The 26,753-nt window shown below is 65.4% G+C and carries 29 protein-coding genes; 12 read left to right on the top strand and 17 right to left on the bottom strand.

From position 1 onward, the window contains the following. Positions 1–20: 20 nt before the first annotated feature. Genes ASE49_RS15220 through flgB form a run of 5 tightly spaced genes read right to left on the bottom strand, consistent with a single transcriptional unit; the run spans position 21 to position 2,714 of the window. Positions 21–764 (bottom strand): flagellar basal body rod protein FlgF, encoded by a 744-nt coding sequence (locus ASE49_RS15220; RefSeq protein WP_056774364.1) that lies wholly within the window; start codon positions 762–764, stop codon positions 21–23. Between the two features lie 21 nt (positions 765–785). Next, positions 786–1,595: a flagellar hook-basal body protein gene (locus tag ASE49_RS15215; RefSeq protein ID WP_056774362.1), complete on the bottom strand. Its 810-nt coding sequence runs from the start codon at positions 1,593–1,595 to the stop codon at positions 786–788. Positions 1,596–1,618: 23 nt separating this feature from the next. Next, positions 1,619–1,954, bottom strand: a complete 336-nt coding sequence (locus ASE49_RS15210; RefSeq protein ID WP_056774359.1) for a flagellar hook assembly protein FlgD — start codon at positions 1,952–1,954, stop codon at positions 1,619–1,621. After that, a complete protein-coding gene (gene flgC, locus ASE49_RS15205; RefSeq protein WP_056774355.1) occupies positions 1,951–2,364 on the bottom strand; it encodes a flagellar basal body rod protein FlgC in 414 nt (137 codons plus the stop codon). Before flgC ends, ASE49_RS15210 begins: the two co-directional genes overlap by 4 nt. 2 nt (positions 2,365–2,366) lie before the next feature. After that, on the bottom strand, positions 2,367–2,714 hold the full coding sequence (gene flgB, locus ASE49_RS15200; protein WP_056774352.1) for a flagellar basal body rod protein FlgB: 348 nt from the start codon (positions 2,712–2,714) through the stop codon (positions 2,367–2,369). A gap of 202 nt (positions 2,715–2,916) precedes the next feature. Here flgB and ASE49_RS15195 point away from each other — a divergent pair, with 202 nt between their 5' ends. The 8 genes from ASE49_RS15195 to ASE49_RS15160 all read left to right on the top strand — a co-directional run bounded on the left by ASE49_RS15195 (position 2,917) and on the right by ASE49_RS15160 (position 9,116). Further along, positions 2,917–3,585, top strand: a complete 669-nt coding sequence (locus ASE49_RS15195) for a MotA/TolQ/ExbB proton channel family protein (protein WP_056774349.1) — start codon at positions 2,917–2,919, stop codon at positions 3,583–3,585. Then, positions 3,582–4,034, top strand: a complete 453-nt coding sequence (locus ASE49_RS15190) for a hypothetical protein (protein WP_200922064.1) — start codon at positions 3,582–3,584, stop codon at positions 4,032–4,034. The genes ASE49_RS15195 and ASE49_RS15190 overlap by 4 nt, the downstream gene beginning before the upstream one ends. Before the next feature lie 9 nt (positions 4,035–4,043). Beyond that, complete coding sequence (locus ASE49_RS15185) at positions 4,044–4,565, top strand: flagella basal body P-ring formation protein FlgA (RefSeq protein WP_056774347.1); 522 nt, start codon at positions 4,044–4,046, stop codon at positions 4,563–4,565. Positions 4,566–4,642: 77 nt separating this feature from the next. Beyond that, on the top strand, positions 4,643–4,945 hold the full coding sequence (gene flgM / locus ASE49_RS15180) for a flagellar biosynthesis anti-sigma factor FlgM (RefSeq protein WP_056774345.1): 303 nt from the start codon (positions 4,643–4,645) through the stop codon (positions 4,943–4,945). Then, entirely contained in the window at positions 4,945–5,313 is a 369-nt protein-coding gene (locus ASE49_RS15175) for a flagellar protein FlgN (protein ID WP_235523010.1), read from the top strand. The genes flgM and ASE49_RS15175 overlap by 1 nt, the downstream gene beginning before the upstream one ends. Positions 5,314–5,410: 97 nt before the next feature. After that, positions 5,411–6,250 (top strand): lytic transglycosylase domain-containing protein, encoded by an 840-nt coding sequence (locus ASE49_RS15170; RefSeq protein ID WP_235523009.1) that lies wholly within the window; start codon positions 5,411–5,413, stop codon positions 6,248–6,250. Continuing rightward, the gene (locus tag ASE49_RS15165) at positions 6,250–8,385 is read left to right on the top strand and encodes a flagellar biosynthesis protein FlhA (protein WP_056774343.1); all 2,136 of its coding nucleotides are present in this window, start codon (positions 6,250–6,252) and stop codon (positions 8,383–8,385) included. The genes ASE49_RS15170 and ASE49_RS15165 overlap by 1 nt, the downstream gene beginning before the upstream one ends. Beyond that, positions 8,382–9,116 (top strand): sigma-70 family RNA polymerase sigma factor, encoded by a 735-nt coding sequence (locus ASE49_RS15160; protein ID WP_056774340.1) that lies wholly within the window; start codon positions 8,382–8,384, stop codon positions 9,114–9,116. The genes ASE49_RS15165 and ASE49_RS15160 overlap by 4 nt, the downstream gene beginning before the upstream one ends. Before the next feature lie 7 nt (positions 9,117–9,123). Here the strand turns inward: ASE49_RS15160 and ASE49_RS15155 are convergent, their stop codons facing one another. The 11 genes from ASE49_RS15155 to ASE49_RS15110 all read right to left on the bottom strand — a co-directional run bounded on the left by ASE49_RS15155 (position 9,124) and on the right by ASE49_RS15110 (position 20,093). After that, positions 9,124–9,687, bottom strand: coding sequence for a DUF1993 domain-containing protein (locus ASE49_RS15155; RefSeq protein ID WP_056774339.1), 564 nt, complete (start codon positions 9,685–9,687; stop codon positions 9,124–9,126). A 107-nt stretch (positions 9,688–9,794) separates the two neighbouring features. After that, entirely contained in the window at positions 9,795–9,914 is a 120-nt protein-coding gene (locus ASE49_RS18980; RefSeq protein ID WP_442946032.1) for a hypothetical protein, read from the bottom strand. Continuing rightward, entirely contained in the window at positions 9,896–10,663 is a 768-nt protein-coding gene (locus ASE49_RS15150; RefSeq protein WP_162234260.1) for a hypothetical protein, read from the bottom strand. The genes ASE49_RS18980 and ASE49_RS15150 overlap by 19 nt, the downstream gene beginning before the upstream one ends. A gap of 166 nt (positions 10,664–10,829) precedes the next feature. Continuing rightward, positions 10,830–11,789: a fumarylacetoacetate hydrolase family protein gene (locus ASE49_RS15145; protein ID WP_056774333.1), complete on the bottom strand. Its 960-nt coding sequence runs from the start codon at positions 11,787–11,789 to the stop codon at positions 10,830–10,832. Between the two features lie 5 nt (positions 11,790–11,794). Continuing rightward, a complete protein-coding gene (locus tag ASE49_RS15140) occupies positions 11,795–12,586 on the bottom strand; it encodes a cyclase family protein (protein ID WP_056774331.1) in 792 nt (263 codons plus the stop codon). Positions 12,587–12,602: 16 nt separating this feature from the next. Further along, positions 12,603–13,073, bottom strand: coding sequence for a hypothetical protein (locus ASE49_RS15135; RefSeq protein WP_056774328.1), 471 nt, complete (start codon positions 13,071–13,073; stop codon positions 12,603–12,605). Beyond that, positions 13,073–14,230: an alpha/beta hydrolase family protein gene (locus tag ASE49_RS15130; protein ID WP_056774325.1), complete on the bottom strand. Its 1,158-nt coding sequence runs from the start codon at positions 14,228–14,230 to the stop codon at positions 13,073–13,075. The genes ASE49_RS15135 and ASE49_RS15130 overlap by 1 nt, the downstream gene beginning before the upstream one ends. A gap of 2 nt (positions 14,231–14,232) precedes the next feature. Next, positions 14,233–15,135: a VOC family protein gene (locus ASE49_RS15125; protein ID WP_056774323.1), complete on the bottom strand. Its 903-nt coding sequence runs from the start codon at positions 15,133–15,135 to the stop codon at positions 14,233–14,235. Positions 15,136–15,159: 24 nt separating this feature from the next. Beyond that, a complete protein-coding gene (locus tag ASE49_RS15120; protein WP_056774320.1) occupies positions 15,160–16,275 on the bottom strand; it encodes an FAD-dependent oxidoreductase in 1,116 nt (371 codons plus the stop codon). Positions 16,276–16,365: 90 nt separating this feature from the next. After that, the gene (locus ASE49_RS15115; protein WP_056774318.1) at positions 16,366–17,700 is read right to left on the bottom strand and encodes a glycoside hydrolase family 1 protein; all 1,335 of its coding nucleotides are present in this window, start codon (positions 17,698–17,700) and stop codon (positions 16,366–16,368) included. A 26-nt stretch (positions 17,701–17,726) separates the two neighbouring features. Then, positions 17,727–20,093 (bottom strand): TonB-dependent receptor, encoded by a 2,367-nt coding sequence (locus ASE49_RS15110; RefSeq protein WP_235523008.1) that lies wholly within the window; start codon positions 20,091–20,093, stop codon positions 17,727–17,729. Positions 20,094–20,241: 148 nt separating this feature from the next. Here ASE49_RS15110 and ASE49_RS15105 point away from each other — a divergent pair, with 148 nt between their 5' ends. Next, a complete protein-coding gene (locus ASE49_RS15105) occupies positions 20,242–21,141 on the top strand; it encodes a LysR family transcriptional regulator (RefSeq protein ID WP_235523007.1) in 900 nt (299 codons plus the stop codon). 144 nt (positions 21,142–21,285) lie between these two features. After that, positions 21,286–21,501, top strand: a complete 216-nt coding sequence (locus ASE49_RS15100; RefSeq protein ID WP_056774529.1) for a hypothetical protein — start codon at positions 21,286–21,288, stop codon at positions 21,499–21,501. Positions 21,502–21,570: 69 nt separating this feature from the next. On the opposite strand, the gene ASE49_RS15095 is transcribed toward ASE49_RS15100, so the two are convergent. After that, positions 21,571–23,616 (bottom strand): protein-disulfide reductase DsbD family protein, encoded by a 2,046-nt coding sequence (locus tag ASE49_RS15095; protein ID WP_056774311.1) that lies wholly within the window; start codon positions 23,614–23,616, stop codon positions 21,571–21,573. 98 nt (positions 23,617–23,714) lie between these two features. Between ASE49_RS15095 and ASE49_RS15090 the strand changes: the two genes are divergently transcribed. Together ASE49_RS15090 and ASE49_RS15085 are read left to right on the top strand one after the other, a co-directional pair. Beyond that, positions 23,715–25,415 carry an alkaline phosphatase family protein gene (locus ASE49_RS15090; protein ID WP_056774308.1) on the top strand — a complete coding sequence of 567 codons (1,701 nt, stop codon included), beginning with the start codon at positions 23,715–23,717 and terminating at the stop codon, positions 25,413–25,415. Continuing rightward, positions 25,412–26,656: an FAD-dependent monooxygenase gene (locus tag ASE49_RS15085; RefSeq protein WP_056774305.1), complete on the top strand. Its 1,245-nt coding sequence runs from the start codon at positions 25,412–25,414 to the stop codon at positions 26,654–26,656. The genes ASE49_RS15090 and ASE49_RS15085 overlap by 4 nt, the downstream gene beginning before the upstream one ends. Positions 26,657–26,753: the final 97 nt, after the last annotated feature.

The following is a 26,753-nucleotide window of genomic DNA, read 5'->3' as shown; positions in this document are numbered from 1 at the left end:
CTATTCCTTTGTGAGTGGGCTCAGCTGTCGATGCGCATCAGGCGCGCGCCGGCTTCGTCTAGCTGGCCTGCGGTCTGGACCAGCTTGGTGCGCATATCGAAAAGCCGCTGCGCCGCGATCATGTCCGTCAATACCTGTGAAGGGTTGACGTTGGACTGTTCCAGGCTTCCGGGAATCACCTGAGCATTCTCGTTTACCGGCAGGATTCCGCCGTTGGGGACGCGGAACTGGCCGTCCACATCCTTGGCGATGCGGGTGCCGGCGGTGCTGACCAGCTTGAGCTTGTCGAGCACCTGGGGCGGCTGGTCGGGCGTGTCGGGGTCTTGCGCCAGCACGCCGCCATCGGGGGCGATGCTTACCTTGGAGCCGGGCGGGACGGTGATGGGCCCCGAGCTACCGATCACCGGCAGCCCGTCGCCGTTCTGCAGCACGCCAGTGACGGTGACCGACAGGTCGCCGCGCCGGGTGTAGCTTTCCTGCCCGTCCGCCGCCTGCACCGCCAGCATCGCATCGCCCTGCATCGCCACGTCGAGCGGCTGGCCGGTGCTGGTCAGCCCGCCCGCCTTCATCGACGCGCCGGTCACTTCGGTGCTGGACAGCGCGCGCACTTCCAGCTGCGGGCCTTCCAGGGTGGTGGGCGTGGCCTGCAGGATTTCCGCCTTGAAGCCCACGGTCTGCGCGTTCGCCATGTTGCTGGCGATGACGCGCTCACGATTCATCGAGGCGTTCATGCCCGAAACGGCGGTGTAGATCAGCCGGTCCATGCCAAGCCTCCCGTCACGTTATCAGGTGCGCAGGTTGATGACGGTCTGAGAGATCTGCGTGGCGGTATCGATCGCCTTGGCGTTCGCCTGGAAATACCGCTGCGCGCTGATCAGATCGACCAGCTCTTCGGCGATGTCGACGTTGGAACGTTCCAGCTGCCCGGAATCCAGCGCGCCGAATGCGCCCGTGCCCGGCGCGCCATAATTGGGTGCGCCCGATTTGCCTGACACTTTCCAGCTGGAATCGCCCACTTGCTTGAGGCCGGTGGGCGCGATGAAGTTGGCGAGCGCCACGGTGCCGATGGTCAGCGTGGTGCCATCGTCATACCCGGCCACGACCTGGCCCTGCTGATCCACCGTGACGCTGGCGAACGGCGATCCGGCGGCGTTGGTGGCCGGCACTTGTGCATCCTGGCGGCTGGCCGTGTTCGTCACGCCGTTGACTTGCGGGAACACCTGCAGCCTCGCGCCTTGCGCATTCTTGATGAAGCCGTTGCCATCGACGCTGAAGGCGCCGTTGCGGGTATATTCGGTGCTGCCCGAGGTGGGCGAGACGGTGGTGAAGAAGCCTTCGCCGCCGATCGTCAGGTCAAGCGCATTCCCGGTCTGCTCGATCGCGCCCATCGTGAAATTCTGCGCGATGTTGGCGACGCGCGAACCGATGCCCACGGTCAGCGACGGATCGGTGACGACCGAAGACGAAATGATGTCGGCGAACTGCGTGGTGCTTTTCTTGAAGCCGTTGGTCTCGGCGTTGGCGATGTTGTGCGAGATGACGTTGAGGTCGGTCTGCGCGTTCTTGAGGCCGGTGAGCGAGGTGTAATAGGACATCTGGATTATCTCCGGTGAGGGGGTCAGGCGGTCGGGGTCTGGTTGGCGGTAGCGGTCGAGGTCTGGGCGGCGGCCAGCTTGGCGACGGCGGTGGCGGTGGCGTTCTGCGCCGACACCACGGAATCCAGCTTGTCAGCGATGCTCTGCAGCGTCTCGCCGCTCTTGGTGGTGCTGGCGAGCGAGGAGAATTGCGCCATCTGCGCCAGCATCGCGTTGTTGTCGGTCGGGTTGGTGGGGTCCTGCTGCTGCAGCTGTGCCGTCATCAGCTTGATGAAATCGCCGGAATCGAGGTCGGCGAGCGAATTCTTTGCCTTGGCGCTGGTGCCCGAGGCTGCGGCGGTTACGGAAGCTATCGTCATTTCATCCTCAGGGTGTCGAGCATCAGTTGCTTGGCGGTAGACAATGCCTCGACCATGTTCTGGTACTGGCGCGAGGCTTCGAGCATCTCGACCATCTCCGCGTTCTCATCGACGGGAGCGGTCCATACGTCGCCGTTGGGATCGGCGAGCGGATGGTCGGGATCGTGCTGGCGCACCGCGGCGGCCTTTTCGCGCACCACGCCCGAGACGGACACGGTGGCCAGGCCGCTGGCGCGGTCGAGGTCCTCGGAAAACACCGCGCGGATCGGCTTGTATGCGCCCTCTTCCGTCGCCGACACAGAGCCGGCGTTGGCAAGGTTGGAGGCGGCTGCGTTCATGCGCACCAACTGCGCGGACATGCCGCGCTGCGCCACGCCGAACAGGTTGAGGGGGCCGGTGGAGCTGCTCATGCTCATTCGCCCCGCAGCGCGCGCTTGACGGTATCGACCCGCCCGCGAATGAAATCGAGCGTAGCCGAATAGCCGACCGCGTTTTCGGAAAACGCCAGCTGCTCGTTCTGCAGCTCCACCGTGTTGCCATCCAGCGAGGGCATCACCGGCACCCGGTACTGCGTGGCCGCATCCGCCGCCTTGTCCAGACCCACGCCCTTGTCGGCGGCGCGGATGGCGGCGGCAAAGTCGATGTCCTTGGCCTTGTAGCCCGGCGTGCCGGCATTGGCGATGTTGGAAGCGATCAGCCCCATGCGCTGCGATCGCAGCTCCAGCGCCTTGCCGTGTATTCCGAATAGATCCTGCGACATGGGTCTTGCGTGTCCCGAAACGTGTGTGCCGGGTATTTCGCAAGGGGCGTGCCAAATGCCGCCGGGGCAGGGCCGGGCGGGCCAGCGAAGGCGCTGAGCCGGTGCAACCGGCAAGCCTTTGCCGGACGGCGGCAAATGCGCGCCCTAGCCTGAAATTGCCGCGCCGCCGCCGTTCTCCTCGTGCAAAAGGAGCGTAGAGCGCATGATCGCCAATACCTTGTTCGATCCCTTGAGCATTGCCATCGTCGCCGGCGGCACGTGCCTGGGCACGGTGCTGCGCTGCGGTTTGCACGATACGCGCGCCGCGCTGCTGGCGGCGTTGTCTTTGGCGCGCCCGCAGTTCAGCGCCACCCGGGCGCGCGCAGAACTGGCCGCGCAGGTCCGCGAAATCCAGCAGGACGGGGTGATCCGCGCCGAGGCCCACCACGTCGGCGACGCCGAATTCGACGATGTGACCGACGCGCTGATCGGCTCGCGCTCCATCACAGCGTTGCAGGCCGCGCATAGCGCCCATCGCCGCCGGCGCCTTGGTCAGAGCCGCCGGGCGATGCGCACGTTCGACCAGGCGGCGGAACTCTCGCCGGTTTTCGGCCTGGCCGGCACGCTGGTTTCCCTGAGCCGCCTGCCGGCACACCCTGATGCAGCGGCGGACTTTACCGGCGCGATTTCCATGGCGGTGCTGACCACGCTGTACGGGCTGCTGCTGGGCAACCTGCTGTTCGCCCCGCTGGCGCGGATGATCGCCCGGCGCGCCGCGCACGAGGAGCGCGAGCGCCAGCGTGTGCTGGAATGGCTGGAACGGCAGGTGGCCGGTGCGCTGCCGGGGCACCCGGTCCCCACGCATCCGTCCAATGGTGCGCCGCACCGATGAGGCGCAATCAGGGCTTCGGCTGGCAGACCTCACTGGCGGATTTGTCGCTCATTTTGTTCATGCTGAGCGCGGCGGCCCTGCATGGCCGTACGCCTGCGAACACTCCGCCACCTGCTCGCGTCTCCGCGCGATCGGAAGCGGTGGCGGTGTACGAGCCATCCAGCGGCGCGCCTGCGCTTGCGACATGGCTGGCGCGCCAGGCCGGCGATCCGCGCCAGCAGCTGACGATCACGGCGCGCTATGGGCCATCCCCCGGCGCGCGCGAGGAGGCGCTGGCGCAGGCTGCGCGGCTCGCCGGTGAGGCTGGCGTAGCCGGGCGCGCGGCGCGCATCGTGGTGGAGCCCGGCGCCGGCCCGGTGCAGGTCGCGCTGGCCTACGACGTGCCGGGCGCGCAGGCTGGCACGGGCCTTGCTGATGACGGGCCAAGCGCATCACGCGCGCAAAGGTAACGTCCCTAAATGTTAGCCAGCCTGCTGATCCTTACTGCCGCCCCGACGTCTGCCGCCTTCGCTGATCTTGACGCGATAGACCGCCAGGTCGCGCTGTTCACCGGGGCGGCGGTGGGTGAGCCGGGGGGCGCCGCCACCGCGGTGGACCGCCGCCTGCGCTTGCAGCCCTGCCGCACCGGCACCGCGCTGTCCTGGCGCACGCCTGCGCATGACAGTGTGGTCGTGCAATGCGGCGATCCCGGAGGGTGGCGCGTGTTTGTGCCCGTCCGAAATGCGGGGCAGGGGCAGGCAGGCGAGATTGCGGTGACGCGCGGCGATGCCGTCGAGATTGCGGTGACGCGCGGCGATGCCGTCGCGATTGCGGTGACGGGTGAGGGGTTCACCGTATCCCAGCCGGGAGAGGCGCTGGAATCGGGCCCGGTCGGTGGCTGGATCAAGGTGCGCTCCGCAGCCGCGCCGTCGGGTAGCCGCAACGACACCATGCGCGCACGGATCGAACGGCCCGGCCTGGTTTCGCTGCCGTTGCCGTAATGCGGCACTGCCGCCGCCCTTTAATCGATGCCGCGTTTGCCGTTCTTGGGTTCAGGACATTCTCAAGGAGCGGCACAATGCCACCAATCGAAGTGGGCTCTACCCAGCGCCCCGGCGCTATCGAAAGCAGGCTGGCGCGCGTCAACACCGCCGCCGTGCCGGGCGCGACCACCACCAGCGCGCCCGCCGCCAGCACGCAGATCTCGGCCACGCCGTCTGTCGAAACCTCGCAGGCGCTGTCTGCCGGTGAAGCGCCGGTCGATACCGACCGGGTGGCGCTGATCCGCAAGGCGGTGGAATCAGGGACATATCCCGTCCTGCCTGCCAAGATCGCCGATGCAATGATCGCTGCCGGCATGCTTTTGAGGACTGCACGCTGATGACCGCCAACGCCTTGCCCAATGCCTCGCCCGCCGCCGTGCATGATGCCCTGCGGCAGATGCTTGCCGTGCTGGAGGCGGAGCGGCAGGCGCTTGCCGGGCTGGACCTTGACGCGATCGTTGGCACCACGCGCGACAAGGATCGCCTGTGCGGAACCCTGGACGAGGTGGGCGAAGGGCTGGGTGCGGGGCAGCTGGACGAGGAATGCCGGGGCATGCTGGATGCCGCGCGGCGGCTGAACGAAGTGAACCGGCAAGTGCGCAATATCGTGGCCGCCAACGTATCGCGCCGGCTCAACGCGCTGACCGGCAGCGCGCAACTATACCGCATCCCGGCCGGGTACGCGATGGGCGCGGGCCGGGGCTGACATTCGCGCACAGGCCGGGGGCGACCCGGCCCGCAAGCGTCTGGCACGGCTCTTGCTGAAAAGCCCCGGTAGATTGTTTTGCCGGGAGTATCCCATTTTGAGCGATGGACAAGGTCTGGCCGGGGTCGGCACGCTTGCACAAGCAGGGACGCAGGTGCGCGATGCCATCGCCCGTGCCGCGGAGGCCACGGGCGTGGACTTCGATTATCTGCTGGCGCAGGCGAAGCTGGAATCGAGCCTCGATCCCGGCGCGCGCGCGGCCACCTCCAGCGCGGCGGGACTGTACCAGTTCACCTCCGGCACCTGGCTGAACACGATGGGCCGCCACGGCGCCGAGCACGGGATGGCCTGGGTAAACGATGCGATCGGCAGCGCCGGGGGCCGCGCGCAAGTGATGGCGCTGCGCTACGATCCGCAAGTAGCGGCGCTGATGGCGGGCGAACTGGCGGCGGACAACCGCGCTGACTTGTCCGCCCGGCTGGGCCGGACACCCGATGCGGCTGAACTGTACCTCGCGCACTTCCTGGGTTCGGCGGGTGCCGGCCAGCTCCTTGAAGCGCTGGCCACCGATCCCACGCAAAGCGCCGCCGCGCTGCTGCCCAAGGCCGCCGCTGCCAATCGTTCGATCTTCTATGCCGGCGGCGCGGCGCGCTCCGTGGGCGGGGTGATGGCGCTGATGCGTGACAAAGTGGCCGGCGCGATGGAAGGTGACGCCGCCATCGCCACGAGCGGTCCGCGCATCGCCTACGATCCCGCCGCCTGGCAGTCGTCCGGCCCGATCGCGCGCGAATTCAACGCAGGTTTGCCCGCATCTCCATCACCGGTCGCAAGGCGCTCGATGTCCGACACGCTGGAGGCTGCGTTCGGAGCTGGCGGCAAGTCGGCGCCCGGCCACGTCCGCGCAGCGTACACCAAGCTGGCGAAACTGGGCCTGTGATGCTGCTTTCGCGCATTCGCAATCCCGGGGCGGTGGCGCTGCCGGCGGGCATCCTCGTCCTGATCGTGTTGATGATCGTGCCCGTCCCCGCGATCGTGCTGGACGTGGCGTTCGTGCTCAACATCGCGCTGTCGGTCGCGGTGCTGATGGCGGCGATGAACGCGGAAAAGCCGCTGGATTTCTCCGCCTTCCCCTCCGTCCTGCTGTTCGCCACGCTGCTGCGCCTCTCGCTCAACGTCGCCTCCACCCGCGTGGTGTTGGTCCACGGGCACGAGGGCGAGGCGGCCGCGGGCAAAGTGATCGAAAGCTTCGGCGCGTTCCTGATCGGCGGCAATTTCGCGGTCGGCATCTTCGTGTTCCTGATCCTCATGATCATCAACATGGTCGTCGTCACCAAGGGTGCAGGCCGCGTGTCCGAAGTGTCCGCGCGCTTCACGCTGGACGCGCTGCCGGGCAAGCAGATGGCGATCGACGCCGACCTTGCCGCCGGCCTGATGAGCGCGGACGAGGCCAAGGCCCGCCGCCGCGAAGTGGCGACCGAGGCTGACTTCTACGGCTCGATGGACGGCTCGTCCAAGTTCGTGAAGGGCGATGCCATCGCCGCGATGCTGATCCTGGGGGTCAACATCATTGCCGGCTTCTGCCTGGGCATGATCAGCCACGGCCTGTCCGCCAGCCAGGCGGCGCAGACCTATATCACGCTGGCCATCGGCGATGCGCTGGTGGCACAGGTGCCCGCACTGCTGCTGTCTATCGCCGCAGCAATGATCGTCACCCGCGTGTCGGACAGCCGGGGCCTTGCCGGGCAGATCGGCAACCAGTTCGCCGCGCCCGGCACGTGGTTGCCGGTAGCCGTGGTGCTTGGCGCGATCGGTATGATCCCGGCGATGCCGCAGTCGATCTTCCTGCCCGCTGCCGGGCTGGCCGGATGGCTGTGGCACGGCTTGCGGAAACGTGCCGAGCGTGCGCTGATCGCTCCGCCAGCCGCTGTGGAGCCCGAAGCCCCCGCCGACCCTTCGAAGATCGCGCTGGAGGATGTGTCAGACCATACCCTCGTCACCATCGAACTGGGCTATGGCCTGGTGCAGCTGGTGGACGAGCGGCGCGGCGCCCCGCTGGTCAGCCGCGTCACCGGCGTGCGCAAGCAGCTGAGCCAGAGCTTCGGCTTCATCGTGCCGCAGTTTCGCGTGCGCGATGCGCTGGACATGCCACCGCACGAATACCGCATCGTGCTGGGCGGTGTGAACCTGGGCGGCGCGGCGGTGCGGGCGGACAAGGTGCTGGCGATCGACGCGGGCGAGGCCAGCGTCCACCATTCCCTGCGCGGCGAACCCTGCTTCGATCCCAGCTTCGGCTGCCCGGCACTGTGGATTGATCCCGCCGCGCGCGATCACGCGACGGCGGAAGGGTTCCTGACCGTGGACCCCGGCACCGTGATCGCCACGCACCTCAACCAGCTGCTGTCAGCCCGCCCGCAGGATCTGCTGGGCCCGGATCAGGTGCGCGTGCTGATCGAGGCGCTGAAGGAGCATTCCGCCGGGCTGGTCGAAACCGTCACCCCCGCGCCGCTCTCGCTCGCCGCCGTCACCCGCCTGCTGCGCGCGCTGCTGGAAGATTACATTCCCATCGCCCATCTGGTGCCAATCTTTGCCAGCCTGTCCCGCGCAGTGCAGCAAAGCGTTGACCATGACCGCCTGGTCGAACTGGTGCGCGCGGACCTTGGAGCGCTGATCGTGGGGCGGATCTGTTCGCCCATGCAGCGCCTGCCGGTAATTACGCTGGATGCCGGGCTGGAAGCCGCGATCGTGCAGGGCATGCTCGATCCTGCAACCGGACAGCCGGTGATCGAGCCAGACCTTGCCCGCATGATCGGCGAACGCGTGCTGGCGCTGGCAGAGATGCGCGGGCCGCACGCCGCGCCGCTGGCGCTGGTTGTGCAGCCGCGCGCCCGGCGCGCGCTGGCCGCGCTACTGCGCCTGCGCGCGCCGGGCTGCCTGGTGCTGTCCATCTCCGAACTGCCCGCCACCCAGCCGATCGAGGTGATCGACGTGATCGGCGCCGCCGCTCCGCCGCAGCCCACGCCCGGTCTTCCCAGCCCTGACGATTTCGATCCAGCCGAAAGCATGGCCGCATGAACTTCGATCCACAGCCGTTTGCTGCCGCCCGCCGCGCCTACGTCGGCGATGTCGCCGACCGGGTCCGCCGCTTCCTGCCGATGGTGCGCCGCCAGGCCTGGCATGTTCACGGCACCGGGCGGCCGGGCGTGGAGCTTGACGATCTGGTGCAGGCTGGCCTCGTCGCGCTTACCGAATGCGCGCAAAAGCACGACCTGCCCACCGAGGACGGCTTTGCCGCGTATGCCAAGATGCGCGTGCACGGCGCGATGGTCGATCTGGTGCGCCGGGCAGCGCCGCTATCGCGCGGGGCGGCGGAAAGGCGGCGGCATCTGGCGCAGGCGGAAACGGCGCTGCGCGGCCAGCTGGGCCGCGATCCCCGGCCACACGAACTGGCCCGTGCGATGGGCGTGGGCGAGGCGGACCTTGCCGCGATGCGCGATGCCAGCGCGCCGCTACGCTTCGATTCGATCGACGAATGCTATTCCGACCAGAACGCCGCCTTCGCCGCGCAGACCCCGGACAGCTTCGCCCTCCTGTCAGACGCGCAGACCCGCGATGCGGTGATTGCGGCCATCACCGAACTGCCCGACAGGCTGAAGCTGATCGTCCAGCTGTATTTCGTGGAGGAACTGAACCTTTCCGAAATCGCCGAAGTCCTGAACGTGTCGATCCCGCGGGTACATCAGCTCAAAGCGCAGGCGATCGACAAGCTGCGCGCCAGCCTGGAGGGCGTGGCGCAGGTGCTGTAAGCGCCCGCTACTGCGCGGGCATCGTGCCGGGGCGCAGATAGCCGAACATGTGCGAAACGTAGTCCGCCTTGCCCAGGTCCACGCCATGCGCGCGAAGGATCGCATAGGCGGTCATGACATGAAAGTAGAACTGCGGGAGCGCCCAGTCGCGCGCATACTGCTGGGCGGTCAGATCGAAAACCATGCCTTGCGGCAACGCATGCGCGATCGGCGTGGCCGGATCGATTTCGGGCAGGTTTGCGGTTGCCGCTTCGACCACCGCCAGCGTTTCGGCGATCTGGGCCCGTGCGTCCGCGATCGAACCAGCCTTTTGCTGCGCATTACGCCCTTCCTCCAGCAGCTCGGCAATGGAGGGGGGAAACGCCTCGCCGCGCAGCCGAAAAATGCCTTCCTGCGCCTGCACGCAGGCAAAGCGCACCTGTGTCGCCAGCGGGAACATGTCAGGGGTCAAACGCGCGGAAAGCAAAGCATCCGCATTGCCGTCCATCTGCGCCTCGGCCTTGGCGAGCCAGGCTGACAAAGCGCCAAGCATCTGTGTGTAAGTGGGCACCAGCAAATCGAACAACGTCATCAAATGGCCTTCATTCTACGCGACAGGAGGCGCGTGTTAGCCTGTCTTCAGGGCACTGCGCTATGTCGATATGAAAACCCCAATCGCCTTGGCAAATTTCGTCGTGCCTACGGAAATTGCGAGATTGTCCAGCTTATTGTCGTCGCATAGTATGAGGCGACAGGCTTGCCATCTTTATCAAGGGCCGGCGTAAATCGCGCGACTTCCATCATCTTGTCGCAAGCGATTTTGTCAAACTGTGGGTCGTTGTAAGAACGAAGAACTTTGCAGTCGTCGGTTTACCGTCCGTATCCACCAATATTCGCACATTGACACGCGCCTGCATCCCTTTAGCGGCCAGTTCCAAAGGATATATCTTTTGAATCTCCGGGGCCCACTGGGTTTGGCCGAGCGGTCTTAACTGTCGCAACCGGCCTGCCTGGACACGTTCATCCAAACCCCAGGATGCAACAAGAGCGGCGGTGCATTGGCGCATTGCCGCAAAAGGTTTGCCAAGCGAGCCGGTTTCCAGCCGGATTGATCGCCCCCCAGACTTGACGGCGATGGCGTGGACGCTCTCCTCCATCTCGGGCGTAACAAGGTCCACGCCGCTAAAGTCTCTTTCCGGTCCGAGGCTTGAGGTCGTATAAACCAGATCGACGGGCGGTTGTTCGTTGCGATTAGCTTTGGCGCGCTGAACGGAATGGCTGGCCTCCGGCGTCAAGTCACCATAGTAAATCGCTATGTCGCTGCCAAACGCCTTGACCTGATCGCCGCCGAGGGAAAATTCGAAGCGATCGCCAGGAGCAAATCGTCGCATTTCCAGTATCAACGGACGTCGTGCATCGCCAAAGCCGCGTCTTAGCGCGCATCCTCCATCGGACGCATCCAGGTTCCAAGGCGTGGTGGGCGCAAGCACAACCTCTTTGGACTCTGCCGGCAAAGTGGCCATCAGACTTAACGCGCAAGAAAAAAGTAGAAGGCCATTACGCGTCATGCCTGTGCCTCTTGCGCTGCATTTACCAGGTTAATTCTGGATCCAGAATACATGAGACGGCGTAAGGTACGAGCGTGCTTTGCGTCAACATTGCCTTTTCGGTTTTAAAAGACTGACTTACGAAAGTCGGCGTGCCGCGACGAGTCCAGCGCCGCCTACAGAACGCTCAATACGCCTTGGTAGCTTGCTCGATTGTGCCGAAAGGCGCTTTCCCCAGTTGGTCTTTGGCTTCCATGCGGATGGTGTCGCCATAGCGCATGAAGGCGGTGGTGGGTTTGCCGTCGCGGATGATTTCGATGGCGCGCACTTCGGAGATGCAGCTTGAGCCGACCTGGGCGTAGTTCGGGTTCGAGACGGTGCCCGAGCCAATGATCGTGCCGGCGGCCAGATCGCGGGTGCGCGCGGCGTGGGCGACGAGATCGTGAAAGCCCACGTCCATGGCCGCGCCGTTGGCATGGCCAAAGGGCGCGGCGTTCCAGTGGATATGCAGGTCCATGCAGACCCGCCCGTCGCGCCAGGCATCGCCCAGTGCATCGGGCGTAACGGCAAAGGGGGCCATTGAACATGCGGGCTTGGCCTGGACCCAGCCGAAGCCGGTCTTCATCTCGACTGGCGCGATGGTGCGCAACGACCAGTCGTTGATCTGCACTACCAGCTTGATGTGATCAAGCGCCTGCGCGGGCGTGACGCCCATCGGCACGGCATCGACGATGACGCCGAATTCGCCCTCGAAGTCGATGCCGTCCGCCTCGCTGGGGAACGGCACCGGTTCGGTGGGGCCGTAGAAGCGATCAGACATGCCCTGGTACATGAGCGGGCGATCGGTTTCGATCGGTGGCAGGTTGAAGGCGATCTGCATGAGTTCGCCGTGGGTGCCGAAGGCCGACCCATCGAGCCACTGCCAGCTGCGGGGCAGCGGTGCACGCAGACGCCCTGCGTCCAGCGCTTCGCCGTCTTCGGCCTCAAGCCTTGCCGCAAGCGTGCGCAACGAAGGCTCGGCGGAGCTCCAGCCCGCCATCGCACCCAGCAGGTTTGGCATCGGGGCTGGCAGGCAGCGTGCGCCATCGGACGATACGACGACAAGCTGTCCGTCCGGGGTGCCGTTGTCCAGGGTGGCAAGGCGCATGGGGCTCAGTCCTCGATGATGGCGACGGCACGGGTCCAGCCGGCGGACGCGCCCTCGATCTTGTGCGGGAAGCAGCTGACGGTGAAGCCGTGGCCGGGCAGCACTTCCAGGTTGTGCAGCTTTTCCAGATGGCAGTAACCGATGTCGCGGCCCGCCTTGTGCCCTTCCCAGATGAGCGAGGTGTCCCCGGTTTCCTCGACCTTTTTGGCCGTATGCACGAACGGGGCGTCCCACGACCAGGCATCGGTGCCGGTCACCCGGATGCCGCGCTCGGTCAGGTACATCGTCGCTTCATAGCCCATGCCGCAGCCCACGCTGACGAAGTCCGGCCGACCCAGCGCCTTGCCCGCCGCGGTATTCACCAGCACGATTTCGAGCGGTTGCAGTTCGTGGCCGATCCGCGCCAGTTCCGCTTCCACGTCGTTGGCCGTCACGACGTAGCCATCGGGGAAGTGCCGGAAGTCCAGCTTCACGCCGGGCTGGAAGCACCATTCCAGCGGCACTTCGTCGATGGTGATGGAGCGTTCGGGCTCGCCGTCCTTGCCGTTCATCGTGGGGTGGAAGTGATACGGCGCATCGAGGTGGGTCCCGTTGTGCGTGGTCAGCGTCACCCATTCCGCCGCTGCGAAGCCGGCGCCGTCCGGCGTATCTTCCGCCTTCACGTTGGGGAAGAAGTGCCGCAGTTCCGTCAACGTCTCCCCATGGGTCTGGTACGTGATCTTGGGCCGCAGGAACGGCGGATCGCTTACGACATCGTTGCACAATGTGATCGACAGATCGATAAACTGGCGGGGCATTGGGCTTTCCTTTCAATCACCTGCGCGACAAGAGCGCATTCAGGCCGGTGTATGTGACAAGGCCCCCGAGCAGACCTCCGAAGACGATCTTGAGCCCGCTGCCGGCAAGCGGGCTGAGGCTTGATATATCCGACAGCCACACGATCAATGCGACCAGCATCGTGCCAGCAAGCGCGCTGACCGCTGCCAGAAGCACCGCGAGCGGCAGGACGGTGCGGGGCAACCGAGACCCTTTATCCAAGGGTGCAACTGCCCCACGCGCGCGCTTCCTTGACGCGATGAGGCCCGGCACGATCGTGCCCATCAGCGCCACCATGAAGCCTTGGGGCAGAAAATCGAACACCCATCCACCCACGCCCCAGACCGGAGCGGGTTGCGATGGCCCGAACACCAGCAGGAAAAAGCCCAGCGAGATGACCGCATTGATCGCCATGCTCACCAACACTTCGCGCCGGATGTAGTCCTGAGCTGGAACCGCGCGGGCCATTATCCCGCCCGGCCGCCCAGCGTTTCGGCAAACCAGTCCGCCAGCAGATCGCGCCCGAAGGTCATGTTGTCTGCGCCCACATGCTCCACACCGCCTTCGCGGGCGGTGAAGATCACCTTCTCGCGGCGCGGCGAATTGACCAGCTGGTCGTACAGGTCGTCGGCGTAGGCCGGGCTGATCTGGCGGTCGTTCGCGCCATGGGTGACCAGGAACGGCACCGTGATGCGATCCATGTGGCCGTTGAGGTCCATCTGAGCAGATTTCTCCAGGAAGTCGTCCTGGTCCTTGGCGCCGAACACCCAGTGCACGTGCGCCCAGTAGTGCGGGACCGGGTTCTCGCCCTCGCGCGCCATGCGCTTGTCCTGCACCTCGCGCCAGTTGTGGTTGGCGCCCCACACTGCGCCCGATGCAAAGCGCGGCTCGTACGCAACGGCGCGCGGCGCGAAATGACCGCCCAGTGAGATGCCGGTCATGCCGATTGCGGCGGGATCGACCTCGGGCTGCTGCTCAAGCCAGTCCACCGCCTTGCTCGCCCAGCTTTCCGAATGGGGATCGACAGGCAGGCCCTGCAAACGCAGCGCCTCGCCCGAACCGGGCTGATCGACGCACAAGGTGGAGACGCCGCGCCGGGCCAGTTCGAGCGGCAGGCGGGTCCAGTATAGCATCTCCTTGCAGCTATCGAGGCCGTTGCAGAACACCACCACGGGCTTGCGGCCTTCGCCTGGCGCCCGCGTGAACAAAGCCGGCATTGTGCCCGCGCCAAGTGGAATCTCCACCCGTTCGCGGTTGATCTTGCCCAGCACGGTCGACTTGTCGAATGCCGCACGCGCCTTGGCGTACGTCGCCTCGCGGCCGGGGGCGCCATGGCTTTGCATGCGCTCGGCGATCAGCAGATACAGCGACGCGCGTTCCAGCTTGGTGGACGCGGAAAACAGGCGACCCTTGGCCTCGTCCTCGCCGGCCAGTTCCAGCAGCTTGTCGCCCATCGTCGCCCAGGCCTGCATGAACTGCGGTGTGCCGGCATCCGCGCCGCCTGCTGCGGCATCGCGGATCGGCTTGCACATGTCGATGATCTCACCGATCTGCCCGCCCGATTCCATCGCGATCGAAACCGACAGGTTCCAGATGTAATTGGGGAAGTATTCGAAAAGCGCCATGATCAGAACTCCGCCGCCTGGAACAGGCGGGCATCGGGTTTGGGATGCGGCATCGTCTGCGGTCCGCCCACGCCGATGCCCCACTGGTCCATGATGGTGGGGCTGGGGGCGTGGACCTGATCGACGTGATTATCGAAATCGACGTTGTCCAATTCCGACGAGTACTCCACCGCAAAGCCCGCCGGCGTGCAGAAATAGCTGAAGGTGTTGTTGCCCGCCGTGTGCCGGCCCGGCCCCCAGCGCAGATCCGTGCCGCGCTGCTTGAGGCGATGCACGCCGCGGAACATGTCGTCCACGGTGAGCATATCGTAGGCCACGTGGTTGAGGCATGGCGGCCCCGGCAGGATCGCCACGCGGTGATGCGCCTCGTTGCAGCGCAGGAAGCACATGAAATCGCCCAGCCAGTCGCTGACCTTGAAGCCCAGCACGTCGACGAAAAACCGCACCATCGCCTGGTGATCGGGCGAGTGCAGGACGATGTGGCTGATCTTTACCGGCATGCCCTCCCAACGCTCCATCGCGCGGCTGGTCGAGCGGGCGACATCGGCGGAAATCTCGAAGGGCAGGCCATCCGGGGAGAAGAAGCGGAATGCATAGCCACCGCCTGGCGTGTCCAGGTCCTGGGGCGTGAAGATCACCGTGCAGCCGGCGGTCACGACCTTGTCGTGCAGTGCATCGACATCGGCGCGAGTGTCGGCCGCAAACGCCATCACCTCGACGTGGTTCACGTCCGACTGGTGCAGGCGCACCACGTGATGTTCATCGTGGCCGTGGGTCTTGAACCAGGCGGCGCCGTCCTTGGCCGCCACTTCGACAAGGCCCCAGTCGTCGGCGTAGAAGGCACGTTCGGCATCGAAATTCTCGACGCCGTAGCCAACATAGCGGATCTCGGTTACGCGGGTCATCGTTGGTATCCTTCGATAAATCGGTCAGATGGGCTGGGAGACGAGCGCGAACATCTCACCCGTCGCCTGATGGTTATCCACCGGGGGTCCTCGGCCGATCTGGCCGTGACAAATCTCCAGTGACTTCTCGACGATGTAGCGGCAGCGCGCGTAGCGCCGGTCGTGATACGCGACGAAGGCAGCCTCCGGCGTGTCGTGACGGCCAATCTCTTCGGCCAGCACGATGGCGTCCTCGATCGCCATGCCCGCGCCCTGGCCCAGATGTGGGGTGGTGGCGTGGACCGCATCGCCCAGCAGCGCCACGCGGCCCTTGTGCCAAGGTCCTTCCACCATCAGCGCCTCCAGCGGGCGATAGACGACACCGGCGTCATCGGTGATCTGTTCTGCCAAAGCCTGGATCTGGGGCGCTGTGCCTGCCAGCTTCTCGCGCATCACGGCTGCAAGCCCCGCGCGCGGGTAGAACGGATTGCCATCTTCCGGGCTGGTTGCGAACAGATACATCTGATCGGCACTCATGGGTACCAGGCCGACACCTACCGCGCCGTTATAGACATGCAGAGCGTCAAGATCGGTGGGACGCGGAAAGTTATAGCGCCAAACGCCCTGCCCGGTAAACGCGGGCTTTTCTGCATTAGGCAAAATCGCCTCACGCGTCTGCGAGTAAACACCGTCGGCGCCGACGACGACATCGAAGCGCGCCTCGCTATCGTCGGACAAGGACACCGTGACACCTTCGCCATCATCGGCGATGGCGGCGGCGGAGAGGCCAAGACGGATCTGTGCGCCCAGCGCCTTCGCGCTGTCGCCCAACACCTTTTGGAGAGCCCGGCGCCCGATGCCCACGTTGGCCGGCTTGCCCGGGACCAGATTGGGCGAAGGCACCCGCGCGACCTTCGCGCCTGACGGAATGTAAATCTCGACCGCATCGAAACCGCAGGCCGCATCGAGGAACTGCTCGAGTATGCCCAACTGATCCATCGCCCGGATCACATTCGACTGCTGGATGATGCCGACACCGTAGACCGACCAGGTCGGGTCGCGTTCAATCACCGTCACCTGATGGCCGGCCCGCCGCAAAGCAATCGCAGCCGCTAAACCACCAATCCCTGCGCCGATGACAAGGATCTTGAGATCATTCATGTGCCGGTCCTCATGTAAACAAATGGCGATACGCGGCACGCCAGGTATCGGCCCCGAAAGCAGCCTGCCGCCGCGCTGTCGCGGGAGGGTTTAGAAGCCATTTGCGCGGGCAATGTCGGCCAGAACCTTGGCCGATGGCTTGGGCGAACGCCGAAAGGTTGTCCGGTCCACCGCCACGATCCCGAACTTCGGCTCGTAGCCAAAAATCCACTCGAAATTGTCGAGCAGGGACCAGTGGATATAGCCCAGCACCGGCACACCTTCGTCCATTGCCGTCTTGAGATGACGCAAGGCGGCGGGAATGAAGGCGGCGCGCTGCTCGTCCCGCGCGGTGCCGATGCCGTGTTCGGTCACCAGCACCGGGACGCGGGCGGTTTCCCACGCATAGCGAACGGCGCCGGCCAGCGACGCCGGATAGATTTCGGTGCCCCGCGTGCTCAAGGGTGCGTCCGCAGGTGGCTTCATCTGCCCGGTGGCGTCTATCCGGGCGCGTTCGTAGTTTTGTACGCCGATGAAATCGTTGGTGCGCGCTTCGCGCAGCCAGGCATCGTAGCACTTGGCCCGCTTTTTGCCGATTATGCTATCCGGGCCGATCGGTTGATCATCTTCCATCGCCAGGCTGAAACCGACCGGCAGATCCGAGCGTACCGCCTTTATCGCCGAGCGGGCCTGGCGGTGGGCCTCGATCATGATCGGCTGCATCGCCGCCGACTGGGCTTCGTTCTCGATGAACTGACCAACGAAGACCCTGGACCCGCAAGCCCGCGCTGCCGCCGCCATGATCGCATCGTTGCGGGCAAACGCCTGAGGCGGCAGCTTGAAGCGCAGCAGGGCCATCAGGTTGGGCTCGTTAAGCGTGACGACGCTGTGTATCGAGCCTGCCAAGTGCCGTGCTGCGCGATCGCAGTAGCGCGCGAACAGGACGGGCGCATCGGGATTGGTCCAGCCGCCCAGCATCGCGAACCAGCGCGGACAGGTGAAGTGGTTGAACGTTACGACCGCGTGAAGCCCTCGCTGCGCGCAGCCAGCGATCATGGCCTTGTAATGATCCAGCAGGGCCAGCGAGAACTGCCCCTGCTCGGGTTCTATGCGTGCCCACTCGATCGAGAAGCGATACGTATTGAGATGCAGGTCGCGCACGATGTCGAGGTCGAGTGGCCAACGATGAAAGCTGTCGCAGGCATCACCCGATGGTTCGGCGAACGACGTGGGGCGCACGTGCTCGATCGTCCAGGAATCGCTGGTGGTATTGTTGCCTTCCACCTGATGCGCCGCAGTGGCCGCTCCCCACAGAAATCCGTCGGGGAAGCGGCCGCCTTGCTTGCCGGACACCATTTTTCTGGCCGTTGCCGGCGCCGAAACCGCCATGCCGGCCAAAGCGGAACCTTGAAGAATGGCCCGCCTGCTAAGGGTGTCTGCCGACATGCGAAATGCCCTTTCCGAGTAGGCGCTTAGAAGTCCATCCCGAGATTCACGCCGATCACGCGCACCGAATCCAGGCCGAATTGCTGGGTGTACGAAAGCTTCGGCGTGAGTTGCCCCCGGGCGTTGCGAGCATTGGAATCGCCGGAATCGATACCGATCGCGGTCGGATAGATCTTGTTCGTGCAGTTTTTGCAGAACAAGGACACCCGCAACTGGTCGCCGATCTTGGCGCCTACGCTGGCGCCGAATATGTCGACTGCGCCAAGTCCGGCGCCGGGCGCGCGATTCACCACGTAGTTGATCGAGGAGCGGTGATACCAGTTGCCCTGAATGAAGGGGCGCACCCTGCCTTCAGGCACTTCGTACTGGACCTGCATGGACGAGGTGAACTTGGGCGCGGCAGGAAGGGTCAGGCCCGATGCATCGAAGACGCTGACGGTTGCAGAACAGCCGAAGGTGGTCTGGGTGGGGTAGCACTGGGCGCCGGTGAACTTGTCGAACTTTGATGAAAGGATCGATGCCGAGCCGTTTATGGTCAGGCCCTGGAACGGAGCGACGATGACTGACGCTTCGATGCCCTTGGAAATGACCTTGGCGGCATTCTGAACCACGAAGGTGGCCAGGCCAGGATCGAAGGACTGTACCTGGAAGTTGCTGAAATTGGTGTGGAATGCTGACACGTTGAAGGTCAGGCGGTGATCGAAGAACGACGACTTGATGCCGGCTTCACCCGTCAAAGACGTTTCCTCGCGCACGACGACGTCCGCATTTGCGGTGGGGAAGCTGTCGTTGAAGCCGGGACCCTTGTATCCGCGCCCGTAGAAGGCATAAAGCATGAGCGTCGGCGTGGCCTGGTATTGTGCCCCGATCTTCCAGCTGAAATCCGTGTTCTTGTAGTTCGACTCGAAACTTCCGCGCGGCCCGCTCAGCGTCTGGAAATAATTGAGTTGGTTCTGGGTCAGATCGAGGTCGATCTTGTCATGGGTCACACGGCCGCCAGCGATCAGCTTCAACGCGTCGGTCAAGTCATACGTAAGCTGACCAAACGCGGCGTAGCTCTCGGTGTCGAGCACGTAATCGCGGTCACTGCCCACCTGAGCCAAGTTCCTGCGGGCACAGCTGGCGGCGATGACAGCGCCGACGCAGAAGGGATTGCCGGCAAGGACGGAGGCTGGCGTGTAGCTGTTTCCGGCAAGCTGGCGCGCGGTATCGAGCTTGGACTTGAACCAGTACAGCCCGACCTGGCCGCTCAGGCGATTGCCCGCCGGCAGTGCCACGCGCAGTTCGTTGGAATACTGGTCGTACCGACCGTTGCTCGAATTGATGTTCAGTCCATTGGCGGAAAGGTAATCGCCGTCAACCGCTTGGTCTTGGGTGTAGAAACGCCATGCGAACAGGTTGCTTATTTCCACACCCGAACCAAGTTCGTACGTTACTTGTGCTTGTGCGCCACCGGTTTTGATATCGCGATACTGGTCAGCATCGCCGCCGAAGAGCAGGTTGTCAGCACCTGCCGTGATTCCGTCTGCGGCAAGCGGTCGCAAGTTGATGCTGGTAGCATCGACGGAGCGATAGGTGTTGTCGAAAATGCCGGCGATGCCGTGGTTTTCGTTATAGTCGCCGATCACATAGAACGACAGCTGGTCTGACAACTGCGCCAGATACTTGGCTTTCACCGAATAGCTGCGCGCGTTGATGTCATGCCGCGTGCCAGGGTTGGGCGTACCGACGTATGTCGTACCCGGCTCCTGATAGGAATACAGGCCGCTCAAACGTAGCGCGGAATTTTCCGACACGGGAATGTTGAGCGTTTCCCGCAGGATGATGCCCGGCGCATCACGATCCGCGCCAGGGGTGGAGCGCATGGCCAGCTCGACATTGGTGGAGCTGGAGTATTCGCCCAGTTTCGGGCGCGCCGTCTTGATGTTGAGCAGGCCGGCGGAAGCGTTCTTTCCGAACAGCAGGCCCTGGGGCCCGTTGAGTACTTCCACCTGGGCGATGTCGTTCAACATCGGGCTGTTAAGCAGCGGCCGCCCGAGGTTGACGTCGTCGATCGCGAGAGCGACGCTGCTGTCGATCGTGCCGGCAAAGGCCAGCGTGCCGACACCGCGAACGACGAAAGAATTGTCCGTACCGACCTGAAGCGACGGCGCGGCGCGCGAGACTTGGGTCAGGTCATTGAGGTTCTGTGATTTCAGGACTTCGTTGCTTAGCGCGGTGACGCTGACCGGAACGCGCTGCAGGCTTTCGCTGCGGCGCTGCGCGGTCACCACGATATCGCCAACGGTCGAGGCGTCCGCTTCGGCGCTGCGTGTTTCGGCGGTCTGTGCCCGCACGGCAGGCGAACTGAGCATCGTTGCGCTCAGCAGAATGGTTGCGGCATATCTGTTCACCGGCATACTCCCCATTGGCACGTCTTTTTACAAGTGACCTTACCAGTGAACATCTACTGCGCTTCTATCTCCTTGTGAAATTGATTGATCGAGTTGATAGCGATAACGAAAACAAGTTGAAGGGAAACGAGCGGTGCGGTTCAAGGGCATGGATTTGAACCTTTTCGTCGCGTTCGAAGCGCTGATGGAAACCCGCAATACCGCGCGTGCGGGCGAAATTCTGGGTGTCAGTCAACCGGCAGCGAGTGCGGCCCTTGGCAGATTACGCGCATACTTTCGCGACGAACTGCTGGTGATGCACGGGCGGCAAATGTTTCCCACCCCGTTCGCGGAAATCCTTTTGCCGCAAGTGCAGGCCTGCTTGCGCAGCGCCGAATCCGCGCTGACGTCATCGGTGCAATTCGTGCCTGAGCACGCGGACCGGGAATTTCGGATCGTGGCTTCGGATTACGTGGTGGCCGCTATCCTGGCGCCGCTTTCGCGACAGCTTGCATCAACGGCACCGGGCCTGCGCTTCCAGTTCATCCTGGCCGATGAACATGCCACCGAACAATTGCGCCGGGGTCAGATCGACCTGTTGATCAGCCCCAGCGAGTACGCGCTGGCAAACGTGCCGACCGAGCCGCTCTACGAGGAAACGTACGTCCTGGTGGGCGCCAAGGATCACGAGATTTTCGCTGAGGGCGTGACGATCGACGCGATTTTTCGGTACGGGCACGTTGCCGTCGCGGTGGGCAATCATCGATCTGCCACGGTCGGCGACCGGCAATTGGCGCAATTGGGGTACGAACGCCGCGTCGAAGTGGTCGCATCCTCGTTCACGGTCCTGCCCTGGCTTTTGATCGGCACGCAGCGGCTGGTGCTGATGCACGCCAAGCTGGCCAGGCTCATGACGAAGCAGTTCGATATTCGGTATGCTGTGGTGCCTGCCAATCTCGCCCCGCTTCAGCAAGTGGTGCAGTATCACCCCACCCGGATGTCGGATCCGGGCGTACGCTGGCTGGTTGAGAAAATCAGAGCCTTCGCTACGCAGGACGAGCCTGATTGACCACCGTCCCGGCCAGTCCGGATCAACAACGTCGTGGCGGCGGTGCCACGCCCAAGGCCGCCATGAACATGACGGAAAGTTAATGAAACATCCCCCGGCAATGGCCGTTTTCAGGGCATCAACCTTATGCTGAAGGATGCTGCCATGAAGTACGTTTCCCTGATCGCCCTGCCGCTGATGATGGTGGCCGCGCAGCCGGTGATGGCCAAGGGTTGCATCCGTGGCGCCGCCGTCGGTGCTGTAGGCGGTCACATGGTCGGCAAGGGCCATGCCGTGATGGGTGCGGCTGCCGGCTGTGCGGTAGCCCATCACCACTATGCGAAGAAGGCCAAGCAGGCTGCCGCGAAAAAGCACGGCTGAAGTTACCGCGAACGATAATGCACAAGGCTGCGGATCGGGCTGTTCCCGTTCCGCAGCCTTGTGCTGTTTCTAGGCCCCGGCCTTTTGCGCAAGTAAGGCCGGCGTCAGCACTTGCGGCAGTTGCTGCGGCTGACCATCGCGGCCGTACCACATGTACAGCGGTACCCCGGCCGCGCCTTGTTGCGTCAGGTAGCGGGTGATTTCGGGGTCGCGCCGGGTCCAGTCGCCGCGCAGCACGACCACGCCGGCCTTCGCGAAAGCGGCGCGGGTGTCCTCGCGCTCGATCGCGACGTTTTCGTTGACCTTGCAGGTCAGGCACCAGTCCGCCGTCATCCACACGAACACTGGTTTGCCCCCGGCACGAGCGTCGGCCAGTGCCTGCGCGGAGAACGGCACGGCGTTAAGGATCGAGCTTTCCGCCTGCGTCTGCGGGGCCGGTTTCGGCATCGTCAGCACGCCCAGTGCCAGCACGGCCACGACTGCCAGCGCGGGCACCAGTGCTGGTTTGCCGCGCCGCTGCGCGCGTCCCGCCAAGGCGAGCAGCGCCAGCAGCAGGACGGCCAGCGCCAGCACATAGGCCAGCGAGCCGGTACCGCCCACGCGCCACACCAGCCAGCCCAGCGCCGCCGCCGTTAGGCCCATCGGCACGGCCATGATGTGCCGGAACGTCTCCATCCACTTGCCCGGCCGGGGCAGCCTTGCCCGCAGCGCGGGAATGAAGGCCACGGCCAGGAACGGGAGGGCGATGCCAAGGCCCAGCGTGGCGAACAGTGCCAGCGCGGGCGCCACCGGCAGCAGCAGCGCCGCGCCCATCGCGCTGGCCATGAACGGGCCGGTGCACGGGGTGGCAACGAAGGCGGCGAGCAAGCCGGTGGCGAAGGCCCCTTGCGGCGAGCCGGATGAGGCAAAGCCGGGCACGGCGAATTCAAACAGGCCGACCAGGTTGGCGGTGATCGCTACGGCCAGCGCGAACAGCGCCACCACGACGGCAGGTTCTTGCAACTGGAACGCCCAGCCCACCTGCTCGCCGCCGGCGCGCAGCACCAGCAGGATCGCCCCCAGCGCCAGGCAGGCGACGATCACGCCCGCGGCATAGGCAAGGCCCTCAACCCGCGCGTGGCGCTGGCTCTCCCCGGCGCGCGCGAGGCTCAGCGCCTTGAGCGACAGGATCGGGAACACGCACGGCATGATGTTGAGCAGCAGACCGCCAGCCAATGCGGCGAGCAGCAGCCATGGCAGCGCGGGCAATGCCGATCCGTCCGTTTGCGCCGCGCCCGTACCGGCCACCGGTACGCCGCCGGTGGGCACGGCGCCGGGACGTGCGGAAAACGCGATGCCGTTGCCGGCCGCATCGAGCCGCAGCACCGCCTGCACCGCTTGCGCATCCTGGCCCGCAAAGCGCGCGCGAGGGATCGAGATCAGCAGCGTATCGCCCTTGCGGCTGAAGGTTTGCGCTGCCGCATAGTCCACCAGCTTGTCCTGCTGGACGAACAGGTGAGGGCCCTGCAGCGGCACGGACGCGGGCAGCGGCACCGCGATGCGCAGGGCGCGCGCGTCCAGCGTGAACGTGGCGGGCGCATCGAGCGGGGCAGGCAGGGCCTGCGTCCAGCTATCGAAGCGGGCGTCGTGCTGGGCGCCGGGCACTATCTCGGTCGCCAGTTCGGCGCGTTCGGGCACGCATAGCTGCTCGGTGCAGGCCAGCCAGTTCGCCTTGACCCGCACCGGTACGCGGCCCGTGGCCTTGCCCAGGGTGACCGGCACCAGCACCGCGTATTCTCTTTCGTATACGTGGTTCATCAGGCCCTGCACCACCAGCGTGCGCGGCACCGGGTAACGCGGGGTGCCCACGCTCACGCCCGGGGGCACGTCCCACGCCAGCTGCATGCCCAGCCCCGCATCGCCCGGATTCAGCCAATAGCCATGCCAGCCGGGCTGCGGCGTCATCCGGATCGCCAGCGTGGCTTGTCCATCGCGCACCGGCCCGGCGACGAGTTCGGCTGAAATGTGAGTCGGCGCGCCGGGCCCCGGGGCGGCGTGGGCCGGAGCGGCGGCGAACAGGCAGGCCAGCAGGTGACACAAGATTGTCACGAGCAGGCGATAGCGGCGCGTATCCATGATGCTCCGTGGGTTTGGACCGCCTTGCAGTGCGGCGACGATCCGGTCATCAGGGCATCTGCCCGCTACGCGCCGACTTTTCAAGGAACCTTCCCTCGATGCGCCTTTCGTTCTCGTCGCTCGCCGTTGCTCTCGTGCTGGGCGCCTCAGTGCCCGCAATGGCGCAAACCGCCGCTCCGGCCGCGCCCGTCGCTCCGCAAGCGGCGCAGCCCGCCCCTGCGACGCCGGCCCCGGCCACCCCGCCCAAGCTGATCGTGGCCATTTCGGTGGACCAGTATTCGGCGGACCTGTTCTCCCAGTACCGTCAGCATTATTCCAAAGGTCTGGCGCGGCTGCTGCAAGGCGCGGTGTTCCCGTCCGGCTTCCAGTCCCACGCGGCGACCGAAACGTGCCCCGGCCATTCCACGCTGCTCACCGGCGTTCACCCCAACCGCACCGGCATCATCGCGAACAACTGGTTCGTGCCGGGCATCGCCCGCGCCGACAAGCAGGTGTATTGCGTGGAGGACGAGACAAACCCCGCCAGCAATTCCGAGGATTCGGTCGTCGCCACCGCGCATCTGAAGGCGCCGACGCTGGGCGATCTGCTCAAGCGCAAGAACCCCGCCAGCCTGAACGTCGCGGTGTCTGCCAAGGACCGCGCGGTGGTGATGATGAGCGGACACACCGCCGATGCCGCGTACTGGGTGAAGGGCAAGGGTTTTGCCACGTTCGCGGATCGCAAGCTGTCCCCCGCCGCCATCGCCGAGAATGCCGCTTTGGCATCGCGGGTGGACGCCGGGATGGGCCCGCTGCCGGTGCCGGACTGGTGCGGCGCGGTGGACCATGCCACCCCGCTGGGCAATTTCTCCATCGGCACGTACCGCTTTCCGCTCACCGGCGGCGATTACAAGGGCTTCGTCAACAGCCCGCGCGTGGATGCCGCCACCACCGAGATGGCGATCCGCCTGCTCGATGAAATGCCGCTGGGCCGGGGCCCTGCGCCCGACGTGCTGTCGGTCAGCTATTCCGCTACCGACAAGGTCGGCCACGCCTATGGCATGGAAGGCGTGGAAATGTGCATCCAGATGAACGAGCTGGACCAGACCATCGGCACCCTGCTGACCGCGCTGGACGCGCGCGGGATCGATTACGTGGTGGTGCTGACCGCCGATCATGGCGGCACTGACGTGCCCGAACGGATGCGTCTGCAAGGCGTGCCGGACGCCGCCCGCCTCGATCCGGCGCTGATCGACAAGGCGCTGTCCGCCTCGGTCGGCAAGGCCACCGGCATCACCGTAAAGGACGGACCGCTGCTGTATGGCGCGGGCGGCTCGGGGGACATCTGGCTGAATGCGGGGCTTAACCCGAAGCAGCGCAAGGCCGTGATCCGTGAACTGGTCGCCGAACTGAAGGCGAACCCGCAAGTGTCCGGCGTCTACACGGCGGATGAGCTGAAGGCGGTGAAGGTGCCCAGCGGCCACCCGCAGGACTGGACCCAGATCGAGCGCGTCGCCGCCTCGTTCGATCCGGCGCGCTCGGGCGAAGTACTGATGATGACGCGGCGCGCGGTGGTGCCGGGCGTCAAGCCGGTGCCGGGCTACGTGTCCACCCACGGCAGCGCCTGGGATTACGACCGCCGGGTGCCGATGCTGTTCTGGCGCAAGGGTATGGTGCCGATGGAGCAGGCGCAGCCGGTGGAAACCGTGGACATCGCCCCCACGCTTGCCGCCCTGGTGGGCCTGAGCGAGCCGGCGGGCACATGGGATGGCAGGTGTCTCGACATCTACGCCGGGGAGTCCGATAGCTGCTCGCGATGAGCGACTCGATCCAGACCGAACCTTCGCCCGCGGACCGCCGCGACCTGATCATCCTTGGCGGCGGCCTTGTCGGCATGACGCTGGCGCTGGCCGCGGCCAAAGCGGGCATCACCAGCCACGTGATCGACCGGGCCGACCCGGCCGATCTGGTGGCCGAGGGGGCAGACGGGCGCGCGTCCGCCATCTCCACCGCCAGCTGGAACCTGTTCACCAACATCGGTCTGGCGGACCGGCTGGCGCCGCTGGGTTGCCCGATTGCCTCGATCGCGGTGACGGACGGGATGAAGCCGGGGCGGATCGATTTCACGCCCAAGCCGGATGAAGGCTCGCTGGGCCGCATGTTCGCCAACCGCGATCTGCGCATGGCGCTGTTCGATGCCGCGCGCGATGAACCCGCGATCGACTGGCACGTGCGCACCGAGGCTGTGCGCAAGGATCGCGGACCCTACGGCGTCGAAGTGGAATTGTCAGACGGGCGGGTGATTGCCGGATCGCTGCTGGTGGCGGCGGAAGGCCGCCAGTCTCCCACGCGGGACGAGGCGGGCTTCGCGCTTGCCAAGTGGGAATACCGGCACCGCGCCTTCGTGGCCGGGCTGTTCCATGACATGCCGCATGACAATACGGCCTGGGAAATCTTTTACCCCGCCGGGCCGTTCGCCCTGCTGCCGCTGCTGGACGATGCGCAAGGCCGCCATCGCAGCGCGCTGGTGTGGACGGTGGCCGAAAAGGACGCCGCTGGCATCGCCGCGATGCCCGATGCGATGTTCGTGAACGAAGTGGCCGCGCGCATGCACGGCGTGCTGGGGGCGGTGTCGCTCTCCGCGCCGCGCATGAGCTATCCCTTGCGCTTCCACCACGCCGGGCGTGTGGTGGGCGAGCGCCTGGCCGTCATCGGCGATGCCGCCCACGGCATGCACCCGATCGCGGGGCAGGGGCTGAACCTGGGCCTGCGCGATGTCGGCGCGCTCGTCGAAGTGATCAGCGAAGGCATGCGGCTGGGGCTGGAGCCGGGCGATGCGCAATTGCTGGCCCGCTACGAGACATGGCGCGCGCTCGATACCTCGATGGTGATGGCGGTGACGGACGGGTTGACCCGACTGTTCGGCATCCCCGGCCGCGCCGCCAGCGCCGTACGCCGCCTCGGCATGGGCGCAGTCCAACGCGCGCCCATGCTAAAGCGCTTCTTCATGGACGAGGCGCGGGGTGTTTCCGGCAAGCTGCCGGAATTGATGCAGGGGTAGGTTGGCGGGTAGTGCTGCGGTGAATAAACAGCGACTCTAGCGTATGGTCGAGGCCCGCATGAAGGCGGCATTTAGATTGGATTTGCAACCACCCTCC

This window comes from Novosphingobium sp. Leaf2 (assembly GCF_001421325.1).
Lineage (GTDB): Bacteria > Pseudomonadota > Alphaproteobacteria > Sphingomonadales > Sphingomonadaceae > Novosphingobium.
This window is presented reverse-complemented; position numbering and strand designations above follow the sequence as displayed.

Excerpts from the sequence above, each read along its gene's own strand:
- ASE49_RS15095 (WP_056774311.1), bottom strand. The coding sequence starts at position 23,616 with ATGGATACGCGCCGCTATCGCCTGCTCGTGACAATCTTGTGTCACCTG.
- ASE49_RS15160 (WP_056774340.1), top strand. The coding sequence starts at position 8,382 with ATGAACTTCGATCCACAGCCGTTTGCTGCCGCCCGCCGCGCCTACGTC.
- flgB (WP_056774352.1), bottom strand. The coding sequence starts at position 2,714 with ATGTCGCAGGATCTATTCGGAATACACGGCAAGGCGCTGGAGCTGCGA.
- ASE49_RS15140 (WP_056774331.1), bottom strand. The coding sequence starts at position 12,586 with ATGCCCCGCCAGTTTATCGATCTGTCGATCACATTGTGCAACGATGTC.
- ASE49_RS15215 (WP_056774362.1), bottom strand. The coding sequence starts at position 1,595 with ATGTCCTATTACACCTCGCTCACCGGCCTCAAGAACGCGCAGACCGAC.
- flgC (WP_056774355.1), bottom strand. The coding sequence starts at position 2,364 with ATGAGCAGCTCCACCGGCCCCCTCAACCTGTTCGGCGTGGCGCAGCGC.
- ASE49_RS15090 (WP_056774308.1), top strand. The coding sequence starts at position 23,715 with ATGCGCCTTTCGTTCTCGTCGCTCGCCGTTGCTCTCGTGCTGGGCGCC.
- ASE49_RS15145 (WP_056774333.1), bottom strand. The coding sequence starts at position 11,789 with ATGCGCCTTGCCACCCTGGACAACGGCACCCCGGACGGACAGCTTGTC.
- ASE49_RS15085 (WP_056774305.1), top strand. The coding sequence starts at position 25,412 with ATGAGCGACTCGATCCAGACCGAACCTTCGCCCGCGGACCGCCGCGAC.
- ASE49_RS15125 (WP_056774323.1), bottom strand. The coding sequence starts at position 15,135 with ATGACCCGCGTAACCGAGATCCGCTATGTTGGCTACGGCGTCGAGAAT.
- ASE49_RS15105 (WP_235523007.1), top strand. The coding sequence starts at position 20,242 with ATGGATTTGAACCTTTTCGTCGCGTTCGAAGCGCTGATGGAAACCCGC.
- ASE49_RS15185 (WP_056774347.1), top strand. The coding sequence starts at position 4,044 with ATGTTAGCCAGCCTGCTGATCCTTACTGCCGCCCCGACGTCTGCCGCC.
- ASE49_RS15155 (WP_056774339.1), bottom strand. The coding sequence starts at position 9,687 with ATGACGTTGTTCGATTTGCTGGTGCCCACTTACACACAGATGCTTGGC.
- ASE49_RS15115 (WP_056774318.1), bottom strand. The coding sequence starts at position 17,700 with ATGTCGGCAGACACCCTTAGCAGGCGGGCCATTCTTCAAGGTTCCGCT.
- flgM (WP_056774345.1), top strand. The coding sequence starts at position 4,643 with ATGCCACCAATCGAAGTGGGCTCTACCCAGCGCCCCGGCGCTATCGAA.
- ASE49_RS15210 (WP_056774359.1), bottom strand. The coding sequence starts at position 1,954 with ATGACGATAGCTTCCGTAACCGCCGCAGCCTCGGGCACCAGCGCCAAG.
- ASE49_RS15220 (WP_056774364.1), bottom strand. The coding sequence starts at position 764 with ATGGACCGGCTGATCTACACCGCCGTTTCGGGCATGAACGCCTCGATG.
- ASE49_RS15120 (WP_056774320.1), bottom strand. The coding sequence starts at position 16,275 with ATGAATGATCTCAAGATCCTTGTCATCGGCGCAGGGATTGGTGGTTTA.
- ASE49_RS15190 (WP_200922064.1), top strand. The coding sequence starts at position 3,582 with ATGAGGCGCAATCAGGGCTTCGGCTGGCAGACCTCACTGGCGGATTTG.
- ASE49_RS15100 (WP_056774529.1), top strand. The coding sequence starts at position 21,286 with ATGAAGTACGTTTCCCTGATCGCCCTGCCGCTGATGATGGTGGCCGCG.
- ASE49_RS15130 (WP_056774325.1), bottom strand. The coding sequence starts at position 14,230 with ATGGCGCTTTTCGAATACTTCCCCAATTACATCTGGAACCTGTCGGTT.
- ASE49_RS15165 (WP_056774343.1), top strand. The coding sequence starts at position 6,250 with ATGCTGCTTTCGCGCATTCGCAATCCCGGGGCGGTGGCGCTGCCGGCG.
- ASE49_RS15175 (WP_235523010.1), top strand. The coding sequence starts at position 4,945 with ATGACCGCCAACGCCTTGCCCAATGCCTCGCCCGCCGCCGTGCATGAT.
- ASE49_RS15150 (WP_162234260.1), bottom strand. The coding sequence starts at position 10,663 with ATGACGCGTAATGGCCTTCTACTTTTTTCTTGCGCGTTAAGTCTGATG.
- ASE49_RS15135 (WP_056774328.1), bottom strand. The coding sequence starts at position 13,073 with ATGGCCCGCGCGGTTCCAGCTCAGGACTACATCCGGCGCGAAGTGTTG.
- ASE49_RS15195 (WP_056774349.1), top strand. The coding sequence starts at position 2,917 with ATGATCGCCAATACCTTGTTCGATCCCTTGAGCATTGCCATCGTCGCC.